Here is a 20,807-nt window from a genome sequence, read left to right as displayed (position 1 = left end):
GAGCTAAGCCAACTCCGCCAATGTAAGCTCGCCTGATACCCCAACAGGCACAGGCTCAAGCCCTCCATCAAGAACGTAAAGCTGAGTGTTCCAGATCGGATGACCGATCGGAACAGATGCTTTTCCTGACGTGACTTTATGCAATGCAGACCAAATTGTCGTCTCACTCGGCCCATATAAATTCCAAACATGCTCATGGCATGCTGTTAACCCACCTGCAAGATCTCGGATAGTGCTTCCCCACCACACAATATCTTTCGTAGTCCTGAAGGTATACCTCCAGTCTCCAACAAGAGATACCAAGTGGGCTAGGGAATGTTAGCTATCCGAAGATACTGTTGAGCGCTGGCGGTAACATAGCATGCATTGCAAAATACTGTTTAGGAATTAAGGCCAGTCGCAGTCCATCTGCTTGCGCTTGGATCGGTCATCCGATCTGGAACACTCAGCTTTACGTTCTATGATAGGAGGGCTTGAGCCTGTGCCTGTTGGGGTATCAGGCGAGCTTTACATTGGCGGAGTTGGCTTAGCTCGTGGTTATTTAGGGCGGCCGGATTTGACCGCGGAACGTTTTGTTCCAGATCCGTTTGGTTCGGCCGGAGGCCGGTTATACCGCACCGGAGACCGGGTTTGCCGGCGTGCTGATGGTGCACTTGAGTTCTTAGGTCGCTACGACCATCAGGTGAAGCTGCGGGGTTACCGGATCGAGACCGGTGAGATTGAAGCGGCTCTAACATCGCATCCATCCGTTGGTCAGGCAGCTGTGTTGCTACGTGCAGATGGCCCCGGAGAAGGGCGGCTGGTTGCTTATGTGGTCGGAGATGCAAGCGCAGGTGATTTACGCGCGCATCTTCAGCAGACCTTGCCTGATTACATGGTTCCAGCGGCATTTGTTACTTTGTCAGCTCTGCCCTTAACCCCGAACGGAAAGCTTGACCGCAAGGCGCTGCCAGAACCTGATGACAGCGGATTGGTGCGTAAGGCTTATATTGCTCCGCGTACACCAGTTGAAGAGATGCTTACCAGCATCTGGGCAGAAGTTCTGGGCGTGACACAGGTCGGCGTTGAGGACAACTTCTTCGATTTGGGGGGGCATTCCCTTCTAGCCATGCAGGTTATGGCGCGTGTGGGACAGGCTTTTGCTGTAGAGATACCGTTGAAGGCATTGTTCGAGGCACCATGCGTTAAAGATCTGGCGGCAGCTGTCGAGCTGGCTCTCGGTTTGGGCCGGACTATGGAAGATCTGCCTCTGGATCCAGTGGACCGAAGTGGGGCTTTGAAGCTTTCACACTCTCAAGAACGTCTTTGGTTTTTGGATCAACTGGCACCAGAACAGTCTGCTTATAATGTTTCCGGGGCAGTCAGGTTAAATGGTGCGTTGGATGTACCTTCACTTGAAAGGGCGTTTGCAGCACTGATTGAGCGTCATGAGAGCTTGCGCACGCGGATTGTAGAAGAAGAGGGGGTCGGTTATCAGGTAATTGATCCGCCGGCAGATTTCCTATTGAAGATTACCGATGTGGATGGCTTGTCCTCAGAACAGCTGAAGGCACACATGCAGGATCTGACTGCTGCGCGGTTTGATCTTTCGACTGGTCCCTTGTTCCGGGCAGAGCTTTTACGCCTTGCCGCGGATCGCCATGTGCTGGTTGTGAGCATACATCATATTGTTTCTGATGCCTGGTCCATAGGCGTCTTGGTGCGGGAACTGGGAGAGCTTTATGCTGCACAATGTGAGGAACGGCCAGCCGATCTTCCAACCCTGCCCGTGCAATATGCTGATTATGCCGCCTGGCAGCGGCGCTGGCTTGAGGGGGAGCGTCTGGAGGGGCAGCTTTCGTACTGGTGTGACAAGCTTCAGGAGCTTCCAACATTAGACCTTCCTACAGATCATCCTCGTCCGGCAGTGATGAGTGGCCATGGGGCCCGGATTGAGGTGACTTTCCCGGCTGAACTATCAGGCGCGTTGACAGCCTTGAGCCAGCGGGAAGGCGTGACCTTGTTCATGGTTCTTCTGGCAGCCTTTCAGGTTCTGCTCAGCCGTCACAGCGAGCAAAATGATGTGGTGGTGGGTGCCCCTGTGGCCGGGCGTCGCCGCCCAGAGCTGGAAGGGCTGATTGGCTTTTTTGTCAACACCTTGGTGTTGCGCGGCAATCTGTCAGATGATCCCAGTGTGCATGACCTTCTGGTTCGCACGAGAGAACTGGCGCTTGAAGCGTATGGTCATCAAGATGTGCCGTTTGAGCGGTTGGTTGAAGCACTCCAGCCGCAACGAGATCTTTCTCGCCACCCTCTGTTCCAGGCAATGTTGGTGCTGCAAAACGCTCCAGGGGATGCCATGGCACTGCCTGGTCTAAGCGTTCAGAGCGAGCCGCTCACAGGCAATACGGCAAAGTTTGATCTTACTTTGAGTTTGAGTGAAACGCGGAAAGGGCTGCGCGGGCGCCTGGAATACAGCACAGATCTGTTTGAAGCGTCGACAATGGAACGTTAGTTGTCCATCTGGAGCGTCTTTTGGCGGCGATGGCCTCCGCAGATCCAGAGCAGAAGATCTCCACGCTCTCACTGCTTGATGAGGCAGAACGTCATCAGGTTTTAGAAGAGTGGAATGCAACGGCAGCAGATTATCCGCAAGACCGTTGCTTGCATGAGCTTATTGCTGAACAGGTTGCCCGACAGCCAGATGCAGTTGCAGTGGAGTTTGAGGGGCAGTGTTTAAGTTATGGTGAGTTAGAGGCTCGTGCCAATCAGCTTGCCCATCATCTGCGTACTCTTGGAGTTGGCCCAGAAGTTATTGTTGGCTTGTGCGTTGACCGGTCAGCTGAGATGGTTGTGAGTTTGCTGGCCATCCTCAAGGCTGGAGGTGCCTACCTTCCACTTGATCCTGCCTATCCGCCTGACCGGTTAGCGTTTATGCTGCAGGATGCGGGGGCCTCTCTTGTTGTATGTGATGATGCTCATTCAGGATTGGTCAGTGATCATCCGTTGGTGTGTTTGCAGGCCGATGCGGAGATCATTCGCCAATATCCTCAAAGCTCACCGGATGTGACGGTGGATGCTGAAAACCTTGCCTATGTGACTTACACGTCCGGCTCAACCGGACACCCTAAAGGGGTCATGATCCGTCATGGAGGATTAAATGGGGCGTTATCTAGCTTAACAGCGGTCCTTGAGCTCACAGCTGGCGATGTTTTGGCAGCAGTTACCAACTTGACTTTTGATATAGCTACTCTTGAAATTTTAGCTCCACTTATATTAGGTGGCCGCTGTGTTTTGGTAACACGGTCAAGCGCAGTAGATGGACTTGCCTTAACTAACATATTGAAGAGTAGTCGCGTAACAGTTCTTCAAGCTACTCCTACCACTTGGTATCTCTTGTTGGAGACTGGAGGTATACCTTCAGGACTACGAAAGATATTGTGTGGTGGGGAAGCACTATCCCGAGATCTTGCAGGTGGGTTAACAGCATGCCATGAGCATGTTTGGAATTTATATGGGCCGAGTGAGACGACAATTTGGTCTGCATTGCATAAAGTCACGTCAGGAAAAGCATCTGTTCCGATCGGTCATCCGATCTGGAACACTCAGCTTTACGTTCTTGATGGAGGGCTTGAGCCTGTGCCTGTTGGGGTATCAGGCGAGCTTTACATTGGCGGAGTTGGCTTAGCTCGTGGTTATTTAGGGCGGCCGGATTTGACCGCGGAACGTTTTGTTCCAGATCCGTTTGGTTCGGCCGGAGGCCGGTTATACCGCACCGGAGACCGGGTTTGCCGGCGTGCTGATGGTGCACTTGAGTTCTTAGGTCGCTACGACCATCAGGTGAAGCTGCGGGGTTACCGGATCGAGACCGGTGAGATTGAAGCGGCTCTAACATCGCATCCATCCGTTGGTCAGGCAGCTGTGTTGCTACGTGCAGATGGCCCCGGAGAAGGGCGGCTGGTTGCTTATGTGGTCGGAGATGCAAGCGCAGGTGATTTACGCGCGCATCTTCAGCAGACCTTGCCTGATTACATGGTTCCAGCGGCATTTGTTACTTTGTCAGCTCTGCCCTTAACCCCGAACGGAAAGCTTGACCGCAAGGCGCTGCCAGAACCTGATGACAGCGGATTGGTGCGTAAGGCTTATATTGCTCCGCGTACACCAGTTGAAGAGATGCTTACCAGCATCTGGGCAGAAGTTCTGGGCGTGACACAGGTCGGCGTTGAGGACAACTTCTTCGACTTGGGGGGGCATTCCCTTCTAGCCATGCAGGTTATGGCGCGTGTGGGACAGGCTTTTGCTGTAGAGATACCGTTGAAGGCATTGTTCGAGGCACCATGCGTTAAAGATCTGGCGGCAGCTGTCGAGCTGGCTCTCGGTTTGGGCCGGACTATGGAAGATCTGCCTCTGGATCCAGTGGACCGAAGTGGGGCTTTGAAGCTTTCACACTCTCAAGAACGTCTTTGGTTTTTGGATCAACTGGCACCAGAACAGTCTGCTTATAATGTTTCCGGGGCAGTCAGGTTAAATGGTGCGTTGGATGTACCTTCACTTGAAAGGGCGTTTGCAGCACTGATTGAGCGTCATGAGAGCTTGCGCACGCGGATTGTAGAAGAAGAGGGGGTCGGTTATCAGGTAATTGATCCGCCGGCAGATTTCCTATTGAAGATTACCGATGTGGATGGCTTGTCCTCAGAACAGCTGAAGGCACACATGCAGGATCTGACTGCTGCGCGGTTTGATCTTTTGACTGGTCCCTTGTTCCGGGCAGAGCTTTTACGCCTTGCCGCGGATCGCCATGTGCTGGTTGTGAGCATACATCATATTGTTTCTGATGCCTGGTCCATAGGCGTCTTGGTGCGGGAACTGGGAGAGCTTTATGCTGCACAATGTGAGGAACGGCCAGCCGATCTTCCAACCCTGCCCGTGCAATATGCTGATTATGCCGCCTGGCAGCGGCGCTGGCTTGAGGGGGAGCGTCTGGAGGGGCAGCTTTCGTACTGGTGTGACAAGCTTCAGGAGCTTCCAACATTAGACCTTCCTACAGATCATCCTCGTCCGGCAGTGATGAGTGGCCATGGGGCCCGGATTGAGGTGACTTTCCCGGCTGAACTATCAGGCGCGTTGACAGCCTTGAGCCAGCGGGAAGGCGTGACCTTGTTCATGGTTCTTCTGGCAGCCTTTCAGGTTCTGCTCAGCCGTCACAGCGAGCAAAATGATGTGGTGGTGGGTGCCCCTGTGGCCGGGCGTCGCCGCCCAGAGCTGGAAGGGCTGATTGGCTTTTTTGTCAACACCTTGGTGTTGCGCGGCAATCTGTCAGATGATCCCAGTGTGCATGACCTTCTGGTTCGCACGAGAGAACTGGCGCTTGAAGCGTATGGTCATCAAGATGTGCCGTTTGAGCGGTTGGTTGAAGCACTCCAGCCGCAACGAGATCTTTCTCGCCACCCTCTGTTCCAGGCAATGTTGGTGCTGCAAAACGCTCCAGGGGATGCCATGGCACTGCCTGGTCTAAGCGTTCAGAGCGAGCCGCTCACAGGCAATATGACAAAGTTTGATCTTACTTTGAGTTTGAGTGAAACGCGGGAAGGGCTGCGCGGGCGCCTGGAATACAGCACAGATCTGTTTGAAGCGTCGACAATGGAACGCCTGGTTGTCCATCTGGAGCGTCTTTTGGCGGCGATGGCCTCCGCAGATCCAGAGCAGAAGATCTCCACGCTCTCACTGCTTGATGAGGCAGAACGTCATCAGGTTTTAGAAGAGTGGAATGCAACGGCAGCAGATTATCCGCAAGACCGTTGCTTGCATGAGCTTATTGCTGAACAGGCTGCCCGACAGCCAGATGCAGTTGCAGTGGAGTTTGAGGGGCAGTGTTTAAGTTATGGTGAGTTAGAGGCTCGTGCCAATCAGCTTGCCCATCATCTGCGTACTCTTGGAGTTGGCCCAGAAGTTATTGTTGGCTTGTGCGTTGACCGGTCAGCTGAGATGGTTGTGAGTTTGCTGGCCATCCTCAAGGCTGGAGGTGCCTACCTTCCGCTTGATCCTGCCTATCCGCCTGACCGGTTAGCGTTTATGCTGCAGGATGCGGGGGCCTCTCTTGTTGTATGTGATGATGCTCATTCAGGATTGGTCAGTGATCATCCGTTGGTGTGTTTGCAGGCCGATGCGGAGATCATTCGCCAATATCCTCAAAGCTCACCGGATGTGACGGTGGATGCTGAAAACCTTGCCTATGTGATTTACACGTCCGGCTCAACCGGACGCCCGAAAGGGGTCATGATCCGTCATAACGGTGCGCGTCATTCTATAATAGCTCTAATTGAAGTGTTCTCTATTACAGCTGACTCCCGAGTCTTACAATTTGCAAGCTTTAGTTTCGATGTGTCAGTTTGGGAGATCTTTTGCACACTAAAGGCTGGTGCGCGGCTGATAGTCCCGCTCCACGCACGCATTTAGTTGGTTCTGTATTGACGAACCAGATAAGTGCACGCGCTATAACAACTTTGATGCTTCCTCCATCTATCTTGGCGACAATTAAGCCAGACCAAGCTCTCAATCTAAAAATGCTAGGAGTAGCAGGCGAAGCTTCACTTCCATCCTTATTGAAGCCATGGTGTAATGGACGGCGAATTGTAAACGCTTACGGCCCTACAGAAATTACTGTATTTGCTAGTTGGTATTTGGTAAATGCAACGGAGCAATCATCTGTTCCGATTGGTTATCCGATCTGGAACACTCAGCTTTACGTTCTTGATGGAGGGCTTGAGCCTGTGCCTGTTGGGGTATCAGGCGAGCTTTACATTGGCGGAGTTGGCTTAGCTCGTGGTTATTTAGGGCGGCCGGATTTGACCGCGGAACGTTTTGTTCCAGATCCGTTTGGTTCGGCCGGAGGCCGGTTATACCGCACCGGAGACCGGGTTTGCCGGCGTGCTGATGGTGCACTTGAGTTCTTAGGTCGCTACGACCATCAGGTGAAGCTGCGGGGTTACCGGATCGAGACCGGTGAGATTGAAGCGGCTCTAACATCGCATCCATCCGTTGGTCAGGCAGCTGTGTTGCTACGTGCAGATGGCCCCGGAGAAGGGCGGCTGGTTGCTTATGTGGTCGGAGATGCAAGCGCAGGTGATTTACGCGCGCATCTTCAGCAGACCTTGCCTGATTACATGGTTCCAGCGGCATTTGTTACTTTGTCAGCTCTGCCCTTAACCCCGAACGGAAAGCTTGACCGCAAGGCGCTGCCAGAACCTGATGACAGCGGATTGGTGCGTAAGGCTTATATTGCTCCGCGTACACCAGTTGAAGAGATGCTTACCAGCATCTGGGCAGAAGTTCTGGGCGTGACACAGGTCGGCGTTGAGGACAACTTCTTCGATTTGGGGGGGCATTCCCTTCTAGCCATGCAGGTTATGGCGCGTGTGGGACAGGCTTTTGCTGTAGAGATACCGTTGAAGGCATTGTTCGAGGCACCATGCGTTAAAGATCTGGCGGCAGCTGTCGAGCTGGCTCTCGGTTTGGGCCGGACTATGGAAGATCTGCCTCTGGATCCAGTGGACCGAAGTGGGGCTTTGAAGCTTTCACACTCTCAAGAACGTCTTTGGTTTTTGGATCAACTGGCACCAGAACAGTCTGCTTATAATGTTTCCGGGGCAGTCAGGTTAAATGGTGCGTTGGATGTACCTTCACTTGAAAGGGCGTTTGCAGCACTGATTGAGCGTCATGAGAGCTTGCGCACGCGGATTGTAGAAGAAGAGGGGGTCGGTTATCAGGTAATTGATCCGCCGGCAGATTTCCTATTGAAGATTACCGATGTGGATGGCTTGTCCTCAGAACAGCTGAAGGCACACATGCAGGATCTGACTGCTGCGCGGTTTGATCTTTCGACTGGTCCCTTGTTCCGGGCAGAGCTTTTACGCCTTGCCGCGGATCGCCATGTGCTGGTTGTGAGCATACATCATATTGTTTCTGATGCCTGGTCCATAGGCGTCTTGGTGCGGGAACTGGGAGAGCTTTATGCTGCACAATGTGAGGAACGGCCAGCCGATCTTCCAACCCTGCCCGTGCAATATGCTGATTATGCCGCCTGGCAGCGGCGCTGGCTTGAGGGGGAGCGTCTGGAGGGGCAGCTTTCGTACTGGTGTGACAAGCTTCAGGAGCTTCCAACATTAGACCTTCCTACAGATCATCCTCGTCCGGCAGTGATGAGTGGCCATGGGGCCCGGATTGAGGTGACTTTCCCGGCTGAACTATCAGGCGCGTTGACAGCCTTGAGCCAGCGGGAAGGCGTGACCTTGTTCATGGTTCTTCTGGCAGCCTTTCAGGTTCTGCTCAGCCGTCACAGCGAGCAAAATGATGTGGTGGTGGGTGCCCCTGTGGCCGGGCGTCGCCGCCCAGAGCTGGAAGGGCTGATTGGCTTTTTTGTCAACACCTTGGTGTTGCGCGGCAATCTGTCAGATGATCCCAGTGTGCATGACCTTCTGGTTCGCACGAGAGAACTGGCGCTTGAAGCGTATGGTCATCAAGATGTGCCGTTTGAGCGGTTGGTTGAAGCACTCCAGCCGCAACGAGATCTTTCTCGCCACCCTCTGTTCCAGGCAATGTTGGTGCTGCAAAACGCTCCAGGGGATGCCATGGCACTGCCTGGTCTAAGCGTTCAGAGCGAGCCGCTCACAGGCAATACGGCAAAGTTTGATCTTACTTTGAGTTTGAGTGAAACGCGGGAAGGGCTGCGCGGGCGCCTGGAATACAGCACAGATCTGTTTGAAGCGTCGACAATGGAACGCCTGGTTGTCCATCTGGAGCGTCTTTTGGCGGCGATGGCCTCCGCAGATCCAGAGCAGAAGATCTCCACGCTCTCACTGCTTGATGAGGCAGAACGTCATCAGGTTTTAGAAGAGTGGAATGCAACGGCAGCAGATTATCCGCAAGACCGTTGCTTGCATGAGCTTATTGCTGAACAGGTTGCCCGACAGCCAGATGCAGTTGCAGTGGAGTTTGAGGGGCAGTGTTTAAGTTATGGTGAGTTAGAGGCTCGTGCCAATCAGCTTGCCCATCATTTGCGTACTCTTGGAGTTGGCCCAGAAGTTATTGTTGGCTTGTGCGTTGACCGGTCAGCTGAGATGGTTGTGAGTTTGCTGGCCATCCTCAAGGCTGGAGGTGCCTACCTTCCGCTTGATCCTGCCTATCCGCCTGACCGGTTAGCGTTTATGCTGCAGGATGCGGGGGCCTCTCTTGTTGTATGTGATGATGCTCATTCAGGATTGGTCAGTGATCATCCGTTGGTGTGTTTGCAGGCCGATGCGGAGATCATTCGCCAATATCCTCAAAGCTCACCGGATGTGACGGTGGATGCTGAAAACCTTGCCTATGTGATTTACACGTCCGGCTCAACCGGACGCCCGAAAGGAGTCATGATCCGTCATAGCAGCGCTGTTCAATATCTATTAGACTTTAATCATCGGTATAAAATCTGCTCTTCTGACCATACTGTTGTGATCCCACCAATCACATTTGATGCCTCAATTAGAAATATTTTTGGTTTATTAATTGCTGGCGGAGAAGTAATCATACCTCCTAGAGAAGTGGGGAATGACCCTTTTTTCGTTGCAAATAGGATTTTATCCAGAAACGTGACACTTCTCATTAGTACAACGCCGAGTTTTTTCTCTGCAATTTTGGATTACATTTCTTCCAGTTCATCAAAGCACTTGCCGCTTCGCCTCGCTATGATAAGTGGAGAGTCTCTACCTTGGAACTTGGTTTCAAGAGCAAAAAGCATTTTTCCGAACATTTTCTTAGTCAACTTATGTGGAGCAACTGAATGCACAATGTCCTCAACTTATTTTGAGGTTCCTTCTGATGCGTCGATTGACGAGCAAAAGTCGAGCTCTGTTCCGATCGGTCATCCGATCTGGAACACTCAGCTTTACGTTCTTGATGGAGGGCTTGAGCCTGTGCCTGTTGGGGTATCAGGCGAGCTTTACATTGGCGGAGTTGGCTTAGCTCGTGGTTATTTAGGGCGGCCGGATTTGACCGCGGAACGTTTTGTTCCAGATCCGTTTGGTTCGGCCGGAGGCCGGTTATACCGCACCGGAGACCGGGTTTGCCGGCGTGCTGATGGTGCACTTGAGTTCTTAGGTCGCTACGACCATCAGGTGAAGCTGCGGGGTTACCGGATCGAGACCGGTGAGATTGAAGCGGCTCTAACATCGCATCCATCCGTTGGTCAGGCAGCTGTGTTGCTACGTGCAGATGGCCCCGGAGAAGGGCGGCTGGTTGCTTATGTGGTCGGAGATGCAAGCGCAGGTGATTTACGCGCGCATCTTCAGCAGACCTTGCCTGATTACATGGTTCCAGCGGCATTTGTTACTTTGTCAGCTCTGCCCTTAACCCCGAACGGAAAGCTTGACCGCAAGGCGCTGCCAGAACCTGATGACAGCGGATTGGTGCGTAAGGCTTATATTGCTCCGCGTACACCAGTTGAAGAGATGCTTACCAGCATCTGGGCAGAAGTTCTGGGCGTGACACAGGTCGGCGTTGAGGACAACTTCTTCGATTTGGGGGGGCATTCCCTTCTAGCCATGCAGGTTATGGCGCGTGTGGGACAGGCTTTTGCTGTAGAGATACCGTTGAAGGCATTGTTCGAGGCACCATGCGTTAAAGATCTGGCGGCAGCTGTCGAGCTGGCTCTCGGTTTGGGCCGGACTATGGAAGATCTGCCTCTGGATCCAGTGGACCGAAGTGGGGCTTTGAAGCTTTCACACTCTCAAGAACGTCTTTGGTTTTTGGATCAACTGGCACCAGAACAGTCTGCTTATAATGTTTCCGGGGCAGTCAGGTTAAATGGTGCGTTGGATGTACCTTCACTTGAAAGGGCGTTTGCAGCACTGATTGAGCGTCATGAGAGCTTGCGCACGCGGATTGTAGAAGAAGAGGGGGTCGGTTATCAGGTAATTGATCCGCCGGCAGATTTCCTATTGAAGATTACCGATGTGGATGGCTTGTCCTCAGAACAGCTGAAGGCACACATGCAGGATCTGACTGCTGCGCGGTTTGATCTTTCGACTGGTCCCTTGTTCCGGGCAGAGCTTTTACGCCTTGCCGCGGATCGCCATGTGCTGGTTGTGAGCATACATCATATTGTTTCTGATGCCTGGTCCATAGGCGTCTTGGTGCGGGAACTGGGAGAGCTTTATGCTGCACAATGTGAGGAACGGCCAGCCGATCTTCCAACCCTGCCCGTGCAATATGCTGATTATGCCGCCTGGCAGCGGCGCTGGCTTGAGGGGGAGCGTCTGGAGGGGCAGCTTTCGTACTGGTGTGACAAGCTTCAGGAGCTTCCAACATTAGACCTTCCTACAGATCATCCTCGTCCGGCAGTGATGAGTGGCCATGGGGCCCGGATTGAGGTGACTTTCCCGGCTGAACTATCAGGCGCGTTGACAGCCTTGAGCCAGCGGGAAGGCGTGACCTTGTTCATGGTTCTTCTGGCAGCCTTTCAGGTTCTGCTCAGCCGTCACAGCGAGCAAAATGATGTGGTGGTGGGTGCCCCTGTGGCCGGGCGTCGCCGCCCAGAGCTGGAAGGGCTGATTGGCTTTTTTGTCAACACCTTGGTGTTGCGCGGCAATCTGTCAGATAATCCCAGTGTGCATGACCTTCTGGTTCGCACGAGAGAACTGGCGCTTGAAGCGTATGGTCATCAAGATGTGCCGTTTGAGCGGTTGGTTGAAGCACTCCAGCCGCAACGAGATCTTTCTCGCCACCCTCTGTTCCAGGCAATGTTGGTGCTGCAAAACGCTCCAGGGGATGCCATGGCACTGCCTGGTCTAAGCGTTCAGAGCGAGCCGCTCACAGGCAATACGGCAAAGTTTGATCTTACTTTGAGTTTGAGTGAAACGCGGGAAGGGCTGCGCGGGCGCCTGGAATACAGCACAGATCTGTTTGAAGCGTCGACAATGGAACGCCTGGTTGTCCATCTGGAGCGTCTTTTGGCGGCGATGGCCTCCGCAGATCCAGAGCAGAAGATCTCCACGCTCTCACTGCTTGATGAGGCAGAACGTCATCAGGTTTTAGAAGAGTGGAATGCAACGGCAGCAGATTATCCGCAAGACCGTTGCTTGCATGAGCTTATTGCTGAACAGGCTGCCCGACAGCCAGATGCAGTTGCAGTGGAGTTTGAGGGGCAGTGTTTAAGTTATGGTGAGTTAGAGGCTCGTGCCAATCAGCTTGCCCATCATTTGCGTACTCTTGGAGTTGGCCCAGAAGTTATTGTTGGCTTGTGCGTTGACCGGTCAGCTGAGATGGTTGTGAGTTTGCTGGCCATCCTCAAGGCTGGAGGTGCCTACCTTCCGCTTGATCCTGCCTATCCGCCTGACCGGTTAGCGTTTATGCTGCAGGATGCGGGGGCCTCTCTTGTTGTATGTGATGATGCTCATTCAGGATTGGTCAGTGATCATCCGTTGGTGTGTTTGCAGGCCGATGCGGAGATCATTCGCCAATATCCTCAAAGCTCACCGGATGTGACGGTGGATGCTGAAAACCTTGCCTATGTGATTTACACGTCCGGCTCAACCGGACGCCCGAAAGGGGTCATGATCCGTCACCAAAACCTGAAGAGCTATTTATTATGGGCAGCACATACTTATGGCGCAAGTGATTGGACCAAGTCACTTGTCCATAGTCCAATCTTCTTTGATCTTTCTGTTACCTCATTGTGGTTGCCCCTTTTGCTTGGGCGATGCTGTGAATTGGTTCCTGAGGAACCTGATGCTCTGAAGTTTACCTTGCAACGCATCCCAGATAGCAAAAGCTTTATAAAGCTCACCCCCAGCCATCTTCGTATGCTTGAGGGCGAAATCCCGACAGATGCTATTGATACAACCAACCTTCTTGTCATCGGTGGAGAAGCATTATCTAGCGATGGATTCGGTCCATGGTCGAAGAAACATACAACAGAGATCGTGAATGAGTATGGCCCATCTGAGGCAACAGTCGGTTGCTGTGTGCAAACAGTATCAATTCCGTCCGATACGTCGATTGGCGAGCAAAAGTCGAGCTCTGTTCCGATTGGTTATCCGATCTGGAACACTCAGCTTTACGTTCTTGATGGAGGGCTTGATCCTGTGCCTGTTGGGGTATCAGGCGAGCTTTACATTGGCGGAGTTGGCTTAGCTCGTGGTTACTTGGGGCGGCCGGATTTGACCGCGGAACGTTTTGTTCCAGATCCGTTTGGTTCGGCCGGAGGCCGGTTATACCGCACCGGAGACCGGGTTTACCGGCGTGCTGATGGTGCACTTGAGTTCTTAGGTCGCTACGACCATCAGGTGAAGCTGCGGGGTTACCGGATCGAGACCGGTGAGATTGAAGCGGCTCTAACATCGCATCCATCCGTTGGTCAGGCAGCTGTGTTGCTACGTGCAGATGGCCCCGGAGAAGGGCGGCTGGTTGCTTATGTGGTCGGAGATGCAAGCGCAGGTGATTTACGCGCGCATCTTCAGCAGACCTTGCCTGATTACATGGTTCCAGCGGCATTTGTTACTTTGTCAGCTCTGCCCTTAACCCCGAACGGAAAGCTTGACCGCAAGGCGCTGCCAGAACCTGATGACAGCGGATTGGTGCGTAAGGCTTATATTGCTCCGCGTACACCAGTTGAAGAGATGCTTACCAGCATCTGGGCAGAAGTTCTGGGCGTGACACAGGTCGGCGTTGAGGACAACTTCTTCGACTTGGGGGGGCATTCCCTTCTAGCCATGCAGGTTATGGCGCGTGTGGGACAGGCTTTTGCTGTAGAGATACCGTTGAAGGCATTGTTCGAGGCACCATGCGTTAAAGATCTGGCGGCAGCTGTCGAGCTGGCTCTCGGTTTGGGCCGGACTATGGAAGATCTGCCTCTGGATCCAGTGGACCGAAGTGGGGCTTTGAAGCTTTCACACTCTCAAGAACGTCTTTGGTTTTTGGATCAACTGGCACCAGAACAGTCTGCTTATAATGTTTCCGGGGCAGTCAGGTTAAATGGTGCGTTGGATGTACCTTCACTTGAAAGGGCGTTTACAGCACTGATTGAGCGTCATGAGAGCTTGCGCACGCGGATTGTAGAAGAAGAGGGGGTCGGTTATCAGGTAATTGATCCGCCGGCAGATTTCCTATTGAAGATTACCGATGTGGATGGCTTGTCCTCAGAACAGCTGAAGGCACACATGCAGGATCTGACTGCTGCGCGGTTTGATCTTTCGACTGGTCCCTTGTTCCGGGCAGAGCTTTTACGCCTTGCCGCGGATCGCCATGTGCTGGTTGTGAGCATACATCATATTGTTTCTGATGCCTGGTCCATAGGCGTCTTGGTGCGGGAACTGGGAGAGCTTTATGCTGCACAATGTGAGGAACGGCCAGCCGATCTTCCAACCCTGCCCGTGCAATATGCTGATTATGCCGCCTGGCAGCGGCGCTGGCTTGAGGGGGAGCGTCTGGAGGGGCAGCTTTCGTACTGGTGTGACAAGCTTCAGGAGCTTCCAACATTAGACCTTCCTACAGATCATCCTCGTCCGGCAGTGATGAGTGGCCATGGGGCCCGGATTGAGGTGACTTTCCCGGCTGAACTATCAGGCGCGTTGACAGCCTTGAGCCAGCGGGAAGGCGTGACCTTGTTCATGGTTCTTCTGGCAGCCTTTCAGGTTCTGCTCAGCCGTCACAGCGAGCAAAATGATGTGGTGGTGGGTGCCCCTGTGGCCGGGCGTCGCCGCCCAGAGCTGGAAGGGCTGATTGGCTTTTTTGTCAACACCTTGGTGTTGCGCGGCAATCTGTCAGATGATCCCAGTGTGCATGACCTTCTGGTTCGCACGAGAGAACTGGCGCTTGAAGCGTATGGTCATCAAGATGTGCCGTTTGAGCGGTTGGTTGAAGCACTCCAGCCGCAACGAGATCTTTCTCGCCACCCTCTGTTCCAGGCAATGTTGGTGCTGCAAAACGCTCCAGGGGATGCCATGGCACTGCCTGGTCTAAGCGTTCAGAGCGAGCCGCTCACAGGCAATACGGCAAAGTTTGATCTTACTTTGAGTTTGAGTGAAACGCGGGAAGGGCTGCGCGGGCGCCTGGAATACAGCACAGATCTGTTTGAAGCGTCGACAATGGAACGCCTGGTTGTCCATCTGGAGCGTCTTTTGGCGGCGATGGCCTCCGCAGATCCAGAGCAGAAGATCTCCACGCTCTCACTGCTTGATGAGGCAGAACGTCATCAGGTTTTAGAAGAGTGGAATGCAACGGCAGCAGATTATCCGCAAGACCGTTGCTTGCATGAGCTTATTGCTGAACAGGTTGCCCGACAGCCAGATGCAGTTGCAGTGGAGTTTGAGGGGCAGTGTTTAAGTTATGGTGAGTTAGAGGCTCGTGCCAATCAGCTTGCCCATCATCTGCGTACTCTTGGAGTTGGCCCAGAAGTTATTGTTGGCTTGTGCGTTGACCGGTCAGCTGAGATGGTTGTGAGTTTGCTGGCCATCCTCAAGGCTGGAGGTGCCTACCTTCCGCTTGATCCTGCCTATCCGCCTGACCGGTTAGCGTTTATGCTGCAGGATGCGGGGGCCTCTCTTGTTGTATGTGATGATGCTCATTCAGGATTGGTCAGTGATCATCCGTTGGTGTGTTTGCAGGCCGATGCGGAGATCATTCGCCAATATCCTCAAAGCTCACCGGATGTGACGGTGGATGCTGAAAACCTTGCCTATGTGATTTACACGTCCGGCTCAACCGGACGCCCGAAAGGGGTCATGATCCGTCACCAAAACCTGAAGAGCTATTTATTATGGGCAGCACATACTTATGGCGCAAGTGATTGGACCAAGTCACTTGTCCATAGTCCAATCTTCTTTGATCTTTCTGTTACCTCATTGTGGTTGCCCCTTTTGCTTGGGCGATGCTGTGAATTGGTTCCTGAGGAACCTGATGCTCTGAAGTTTACCTTGCAACGCATCCCAGATAGCAAAAGCTTTATAAAGCTCACCCCCAGCCATCTTCGTATGCTTGAGGGCGAAATCCCGACAGATGCTATTGATACAACCAACCTTCTTGTCATCGGTGGAGAAGCATTATCTAGCGATGGATTCGGTCCATGGTCGAAGAAACATACAACAGAGATCGTGAATGAGTATGGCCCATCTGAGGCAACAGTCGGTTGCTGTGTGCAAACAGTATCAATTCCGTCCGATACGTCGATTGGCGAGCAAAAGTCGAGCTCTGTTCCGATTGGTTATCCGATCTGGAACACTCAGCTTTACGTTCTTGATGGAGGGCTTGAGCCTGTGCCTGTTGGGGTATCAGGCGAGCTTTACATTGGCGGAGTTGGCTTAGCTCGTGGTTATTTAGGGCGGCCGGATTTGACCGCGGAACGTTTTGTTCCAGATCCGTTTGGTTCGGCCGGAGGCCGGTTATACCGCACCGGAGACCGGGTTTACCGGCGTGCTGATGGTGCACTTGAGTTCTTAGGTCGCTACGACCATCAGGTGAAGCTGCGGGGTTACCGGATCGAGACCGGTGAGATTGAAGCGGCTCTAACATCGCATCCATCTGTTGGTCAGGCAGCTGTGTTGCTACGTGCAGATGGCCCCGGAGAAGGGCGGCTGGTTGCTTATGTGGTCGGAGATGCAAGCGCAGGTGATTTACGCGCGCATCTTCAGCAGACCTTGCCTGATTACATGGTTCCAGCGGCATTTGTTACTTTGTCAGCTCTGCCCTTAACCCCGAACGGAAAGCTTGACCGCAAGGCGCTGCCAGAACCTGATGACAGCGGATTGGTGCGTAAGGCTTATATTGCTCCGCGTACACCAGTTGAAGAGATGCTTACCAGCATCTGGGCAGAAGTTCTGGGCGTGACACAGGTCGGCGTTGAGGACAACTTCTTCGATTTGGGGGGAGATTCTATCTTGGCCCTTCAGGTTATTAGTCGCGCTAAGCAACGTGGTCTTGGTTTGCAAGTCCGAGATATTTTTGCCAATCAATCGGTAACAGATTTGAGTAAGGTGATAAAAACACCGCACCTGGGAAGCGACGAGCAAGGTCCCATTATAGGGGACTCCGAACTGACCCCAATCCAACATTGGTTTATGAACCTCAAACTAGAGACACCAACTCATTGGAATCAAGGACTACTTCTCCGGTTGAATAGACCTATTGATTTTAACCTTTTAGCAGAGGCTTTAGCTGTTGTATTTACACACCATGATGTACTTCGGTCACGGTTTGTACACCGGGGAGATAGTTGGCGACAGGAGTTCAGTCCACCAGATACTAGACCTTATCTGGAGATGGTTGATCTAACGCCATTATCAGCAGAAGAACGCTCGACTCACATCACTCAAAAAGCAACTGAAGTTCAGACAGGTTTTTGTTTGACACAAGGCCCTCTATTGAAAGGCGTTTTCTTTGCCGAATCGACGGGATCGGGACAACTACTGCTAATAGCTCACCACTTAGTGGTTGATGGGGTTTCGTGGCGTGTTCTAATCGAAGATCTTTCAACCGCTTATTTAGCGATGGAACGTAATCAATTAGTAGAATTGCCGCCCAAGACTAGTTCTTGGCTGAACTGGACTAATAGACTGTTTGCCTACGCGGACAAGTTAGATAATGAAATTCCTTACTGGAAGGAGCAACCTTGGGAGCGAGCTATACCTCTTCCTGTTGACCACGCCGGAGACAATTTGGAAGGGACAGCAAAAACTATACGGAAGAAGTTAGACCGCCATACAACCGCACAATTAGTACATAAAATTCCGCGGGTTGGCGCTACCATCGAGACACTATTGTTAGCTAGTTTAGCGCAAACACTGACAGAAGCTACGGGTCAACCAATGGCGCTGATTGAACTTGAAGGACACGGTCGTGAAGAACTGTTTGAAGATCTCGATATAAGTCGGACGGTAGGTTGGTTTACAACAACTTATCCAATATTAATTGACCTCTCAAACATCACAAGCGCTGAAGTGTTAAAAAGAACTCAGGAAAGCTTAGATGCAGTGCCCTGCAGAGGTATTGGTTATGGTTTGCTGCGCGAAATAAAAAGCGATTTAAGAGAAATACCAACACCACAAGTTAGCCTTAATTACTTGGGGCATTTTGATCAAACCTTCTCTAACAGCAACCTATTCGAGCCAACAAAAGGGAGTATTGGTGCAAACCGTGGTGCTGATAACCAGAGGCCCCATCTTCTCGATATAACAGCAAGAGTAATAAATAACTGCCTCTCAGTCGATTGGACGTATAACCCGACGCTGCACAATAAAGAGTACATAGAACGCTTAGCAGAAACATTCTTAGATAAGATAAAAAAAATATTTAACTTATTAACTAAAAATAAGATTGCCGACAAAGAACTGAAGAAAATCATAGATGTCATAAATAAAAGATTTTAGTTATATTGCAAACAGGAGGCACAACTTTGTTATCCAATAAACATATAATAACAAGCAAAAAGAAACCGATTGGCATTATTGGCGGCATGGGACCTTATGCCACGTTAGATTTTCTGAACAAGATAGCGATAAGCGCAAAAGCGGCGCATGACCAGCAACATGTTCCATTTCTATTGTACTCCAATCCCGAGACTCCAGATAGGACTAGTGCGCTACTCCACGGTGGTGCTTCACCTTTGCCGTTAATGGTTGAGGGAGTTACATGGCTAAATTCATTTGAGTTAGCTTGTGTTGCAATTCCTTGCAACACGGCACACTGTTGGTTCAAAGAGCTTCAGCTATTATCAGATAATACAATTCTTCATATTGCCCAAGTTTTATGTAAATCCTTAATACATAAGAAATGTAAATCTGTAGCAATTCTATCTACATCAGCAACCTCATCTCAAAGAATATATGAGTCTCATATTAATAGTTATGATATAGATATTGACAATATATGTAATATTGAAGTTAATGATATAGTTGAGACATCTATACACTTAATAAAACGTGGAATGATACAAGAAGCTCAATCATTATTGCTTCCATTAATTGATAATTTACTATCATTTGGAGTTGAATATATCATTCTCGGGTGCACAGAACTCCCCATAGCTTTGTGTGGATTTGGGTTTCCCTTTAACGAAAAACTCCTTGATCCAACCCTCGCGCTAGCCGAAGAGTGCGTTCGTATAAGCTGCAACACAGCGATGGCAAATATTGTTCAACCAGCCTAAATTGAGCCTTGATGGGTTGGATAGAGGTGGCTCAGGTTTTTTGGACAGGTAGTATAAGTGGATTTAGCTCCTGAAACTGGCATGATGCCAAGAACAGGAGATCACCATGAGTAGACGTCCCCGCCGGAACCATAGCCCGGCTTTTAAAGCGAAGGTGGCGCTTGCTGCTATTCGCGCAGAGAAGACCTTGAGTGAGTTAACTCAAGAGTTTGATGTTCAGTAAGCGGTGTTTAGACCGTAAGCGGTGTTTAGTAACCGTCCGCTCAGTACCGCCTTACTTGGTTGCATTTGATTGAGTATTTTCTTCTTCAGTTTTAGCTGAGGAGGCAAGTCATTGTTGGATGAATCGAGGCCACGGCGGTCGTGGACACGGGTAGAAAAGGTGGCAATCACTGCGCAAGTTGGGGTTGATGGAGCAACGTTGTTTGATGTTGCGCAGAGCCATGGTGTCGGCCGGTACTTGCTGAAGCGATGGATGGCTCAGTACTGCGAGAGCAACACAAGTGAAAACACGAAGGCTCCCATTTTTGGTAACCGTCCGCTCAAGGCGCCATGGTTTGGGCTTGACGCTGTGATTTTGCGTCCGGCTTCCAGCTCCATGGCAGGAGCTCGTGGAGGCGGTTGATCATGTGATCGTTGATGTGGGCAAGGACATCTGTGAGATGTAACCGTCCGCTCAAGGCGCCAAGGTTTGGGCTTGCCGCTGTGATTTTGCGTCCAGCTTCCAGTTCCATGGCAGGAGCTCGTGGAGGCGGTTGATCATGTGATCGTTGATGCGGGCTAGGATGTCGGTCAGATAGATTTGTGGGTTAAGGCCATTCATCTTTGCAGTTTCAATCAGCGTCATGGCGTCGGCTAGAGTGTAAGCGTCCGCTCAGGACCGCCTTACGGGTTTGTTTCTGATAGGGTATTTACCTCCTGAGTTTTATGGAGGATGGCCTTGTCTAAAGTTAAGCAGGTGCGGCGCACGTGGACGCGTGAAGAGAAGCTGTCGATTATCTCTGAGATTGGGGTTGATGGTGCCTCTGTTCTTGATATTTCCCGCCAACACAACATTGATCGTTATCTACTGAGGCGTTGGCTCAAGCATTTTAGCAGTGCTGAAAGTGCCGATATTGAGCGCCAGTCAGTCTTTGTGCCAGTTGTGGTTGCTGCCCCGGATCCTGCTCCAGTACATCCTGTTTGTATTGAAGTTGGTTTGAGCACAGGACGCAGCTTGAGGCTTTCCAGCGATCTGAGCGATACACAGATCCAGCGCTTCATTGTCTTGGTGGAAACGGCATGATTGGGCCGGGAACAGGCGTGCGAGTGTATCTGGCCTGCGGAGTGACCGACATGCGCAAGGGGATTTCTGGCTTAGCCGCACTGGCGGAAACAGAATTGCGTCAGCGCCCGGCAAATGGAGCGGTGTTTGCATTCCGAGGTCGGCGCGGAGATCGGGTCAAACTGCTTTATTGGGATGGTCAGGGCTTTTGCCTTTATTACAAGGTGTTGGAAACCGGCTGTTTTCCCTGGCCATCGCCCGCAGACGGCACGGCCAGACTGACGTCAGCCCAACTTGCGATGCTGTGGGAAGGGATGGACTGGAGACGGCCGAGTTGGGGATCTCCGCCGGCAAGAATGGGGTGAATATCTATTGGTTTCAATAGGATAT

At 51.9% G+C, this 20,807-nt stretch carries 8 protein-coding genes and 2 pseudogenes; 8 read left to right on the top strand and 2 right to left on the bottom strand.

Features of this window, described 5'->3' with window-relative positions; translation table 11 throughout:
* Nucleotides 1-3 precede the first annotated feature (3 nt).
* Nucleotides 4-249 (bottom strand): AMP-binding protein, encoded by a 246-nt coding sequence (locus tag BLS62_RS31890; protein WP_093191641.1) that lies wholly within the window; start codon nucleotides 247-249, stop codon nucleotides 4-6.
* A gap of 232 nt (nucleotides 250-481) precedes the next feature.
* On the opposite strand from BLS62_RS31890, the gene BLS62_RS30325 reads away from it, so the two are divergent.
* From BLS62_RS30325 to BLS62_RS30305, 6 genes and pseudogenes are all read left to right on the top strand, one after another.
* A complete protein-coding gene (locus BLS62_RS30325; protein ID WP_159436618.1) occupies nucleotides 482-2,494 on the top strand; it encodes a condensation domain-containing protein in 2,013 nt (670 codons plus the stop codon).
* 29 nt (nucleotides 2,495-2,523) lie between these two features.
* Nucleotides 2,524-6,435, top strand: coding sequence for a non-ribosomal peptide synthetase (locus BLS62_RS30320; protein ID WP_093191631.1), 3,912 nt, complete (start codon nucleotides 2,524-2,526; stop codon nucleotides 6,433-6,435).
* A complete protein-coding gene (locus tag BLS62_RS30315) occupies nucleotides 6,381-18,374 on the top strand; it encodes a non-ribosomal peptide synthetase (RefSeq protein WP_159436617.1) in 11,994 nt (3,997 codons plus the stop codon). The genes BLS62_RS30320 and BLS62_RS30315 overlap by 55 nt, the downstream gene beginning before the upstream one ends.
* Before the next feature lie 26 nt (nucleotides 18,375-18,400).
* A complete protein-coding gene (locus BLS62_RS30310) occupies nucleotides 18,401-19,153 on the top strand; it encodes an aspartate/glutamate racemase family protein (protein WP_093191622.1) in 753 nt (250 codons plus the stop codon).
* 84 nt (nucleotides 19,154-19,237) lie between these two features.
* Nucleotides 19,238-19,370 (top strand): annotated as a pseudogene (locus tag BLS62_RS31485) (IS3 family transposase); the annotation flags it as partial.
* A 117-nt stretch (nucleotides 19,371-19,487) separates the two neighbouring features.
* Complete coding sequence (locus BLS62_RS30305) at nucleotides 19,488-19,778, top strand: transposase (protein WP_093191617.1); 291 nt, start codon at nucleotides 19,488-19,490, stop codon at nucleotides 19,776-19,778.
* A 51-nt stretch (nucleotides 19,779-19,829) separates the two neighbouring features.
* Here BLS62_RS30305 and BLS62_RS30300 read toward each other — a convergent pair.
* A pseudogene (locus BLS62_RS30300) lies at nucleotides 19,830-19,997 on the bottom strand (transposase domain-containing protein); the annotation flags it as partial.
* Nucleotides 19,998-20,093: 96 nt separating this feature from the next.
* Here BLS62_RS30300 and BLS62_RS30295 point away from each other — a divergent pair.
* Nucleotides 20,094-20,438, top strand: a complete 345-nt coding sequence (locus BLS62_RS30295) for a transposase (RefSeq protein ID WP_159436532.1) — start codon at nucleotides 20,094-20,096, stop codon at nucleotides 20,436-20,438.
* On the top strand, nucleotides 20,435-20,782 hold the full coding sequence (gene tnpB / locus BLS62_RS30290; protein ID WP_093175290.1) for an IS66 family insertion sequence element accessory protein TnpB: 348 nt from the start codon (nucleotides 20,435-20,437) through the stop codon (nucleotides 20,780-20,782). The genes BLS62_RS30295 and tnpB overlap by 4 nt, the downstream gene beginning before the upstream one ends.
* Nucleotides 20,783-20,807 lie beyond the last annotated feature (25 nt).

This window comes from Pseudovibrio sp. Tun.PSC04-5.I4 (assembly GCF_900104145.1).
GTDB lineage: Bacteria > Pseudomonadota > Alphaproteobacteria > Rhizobiales > Stappiaceae > Pseudovibrio.
This window is presented reverse-complemented; position numbering and strand designations above follow the sequence as displayed.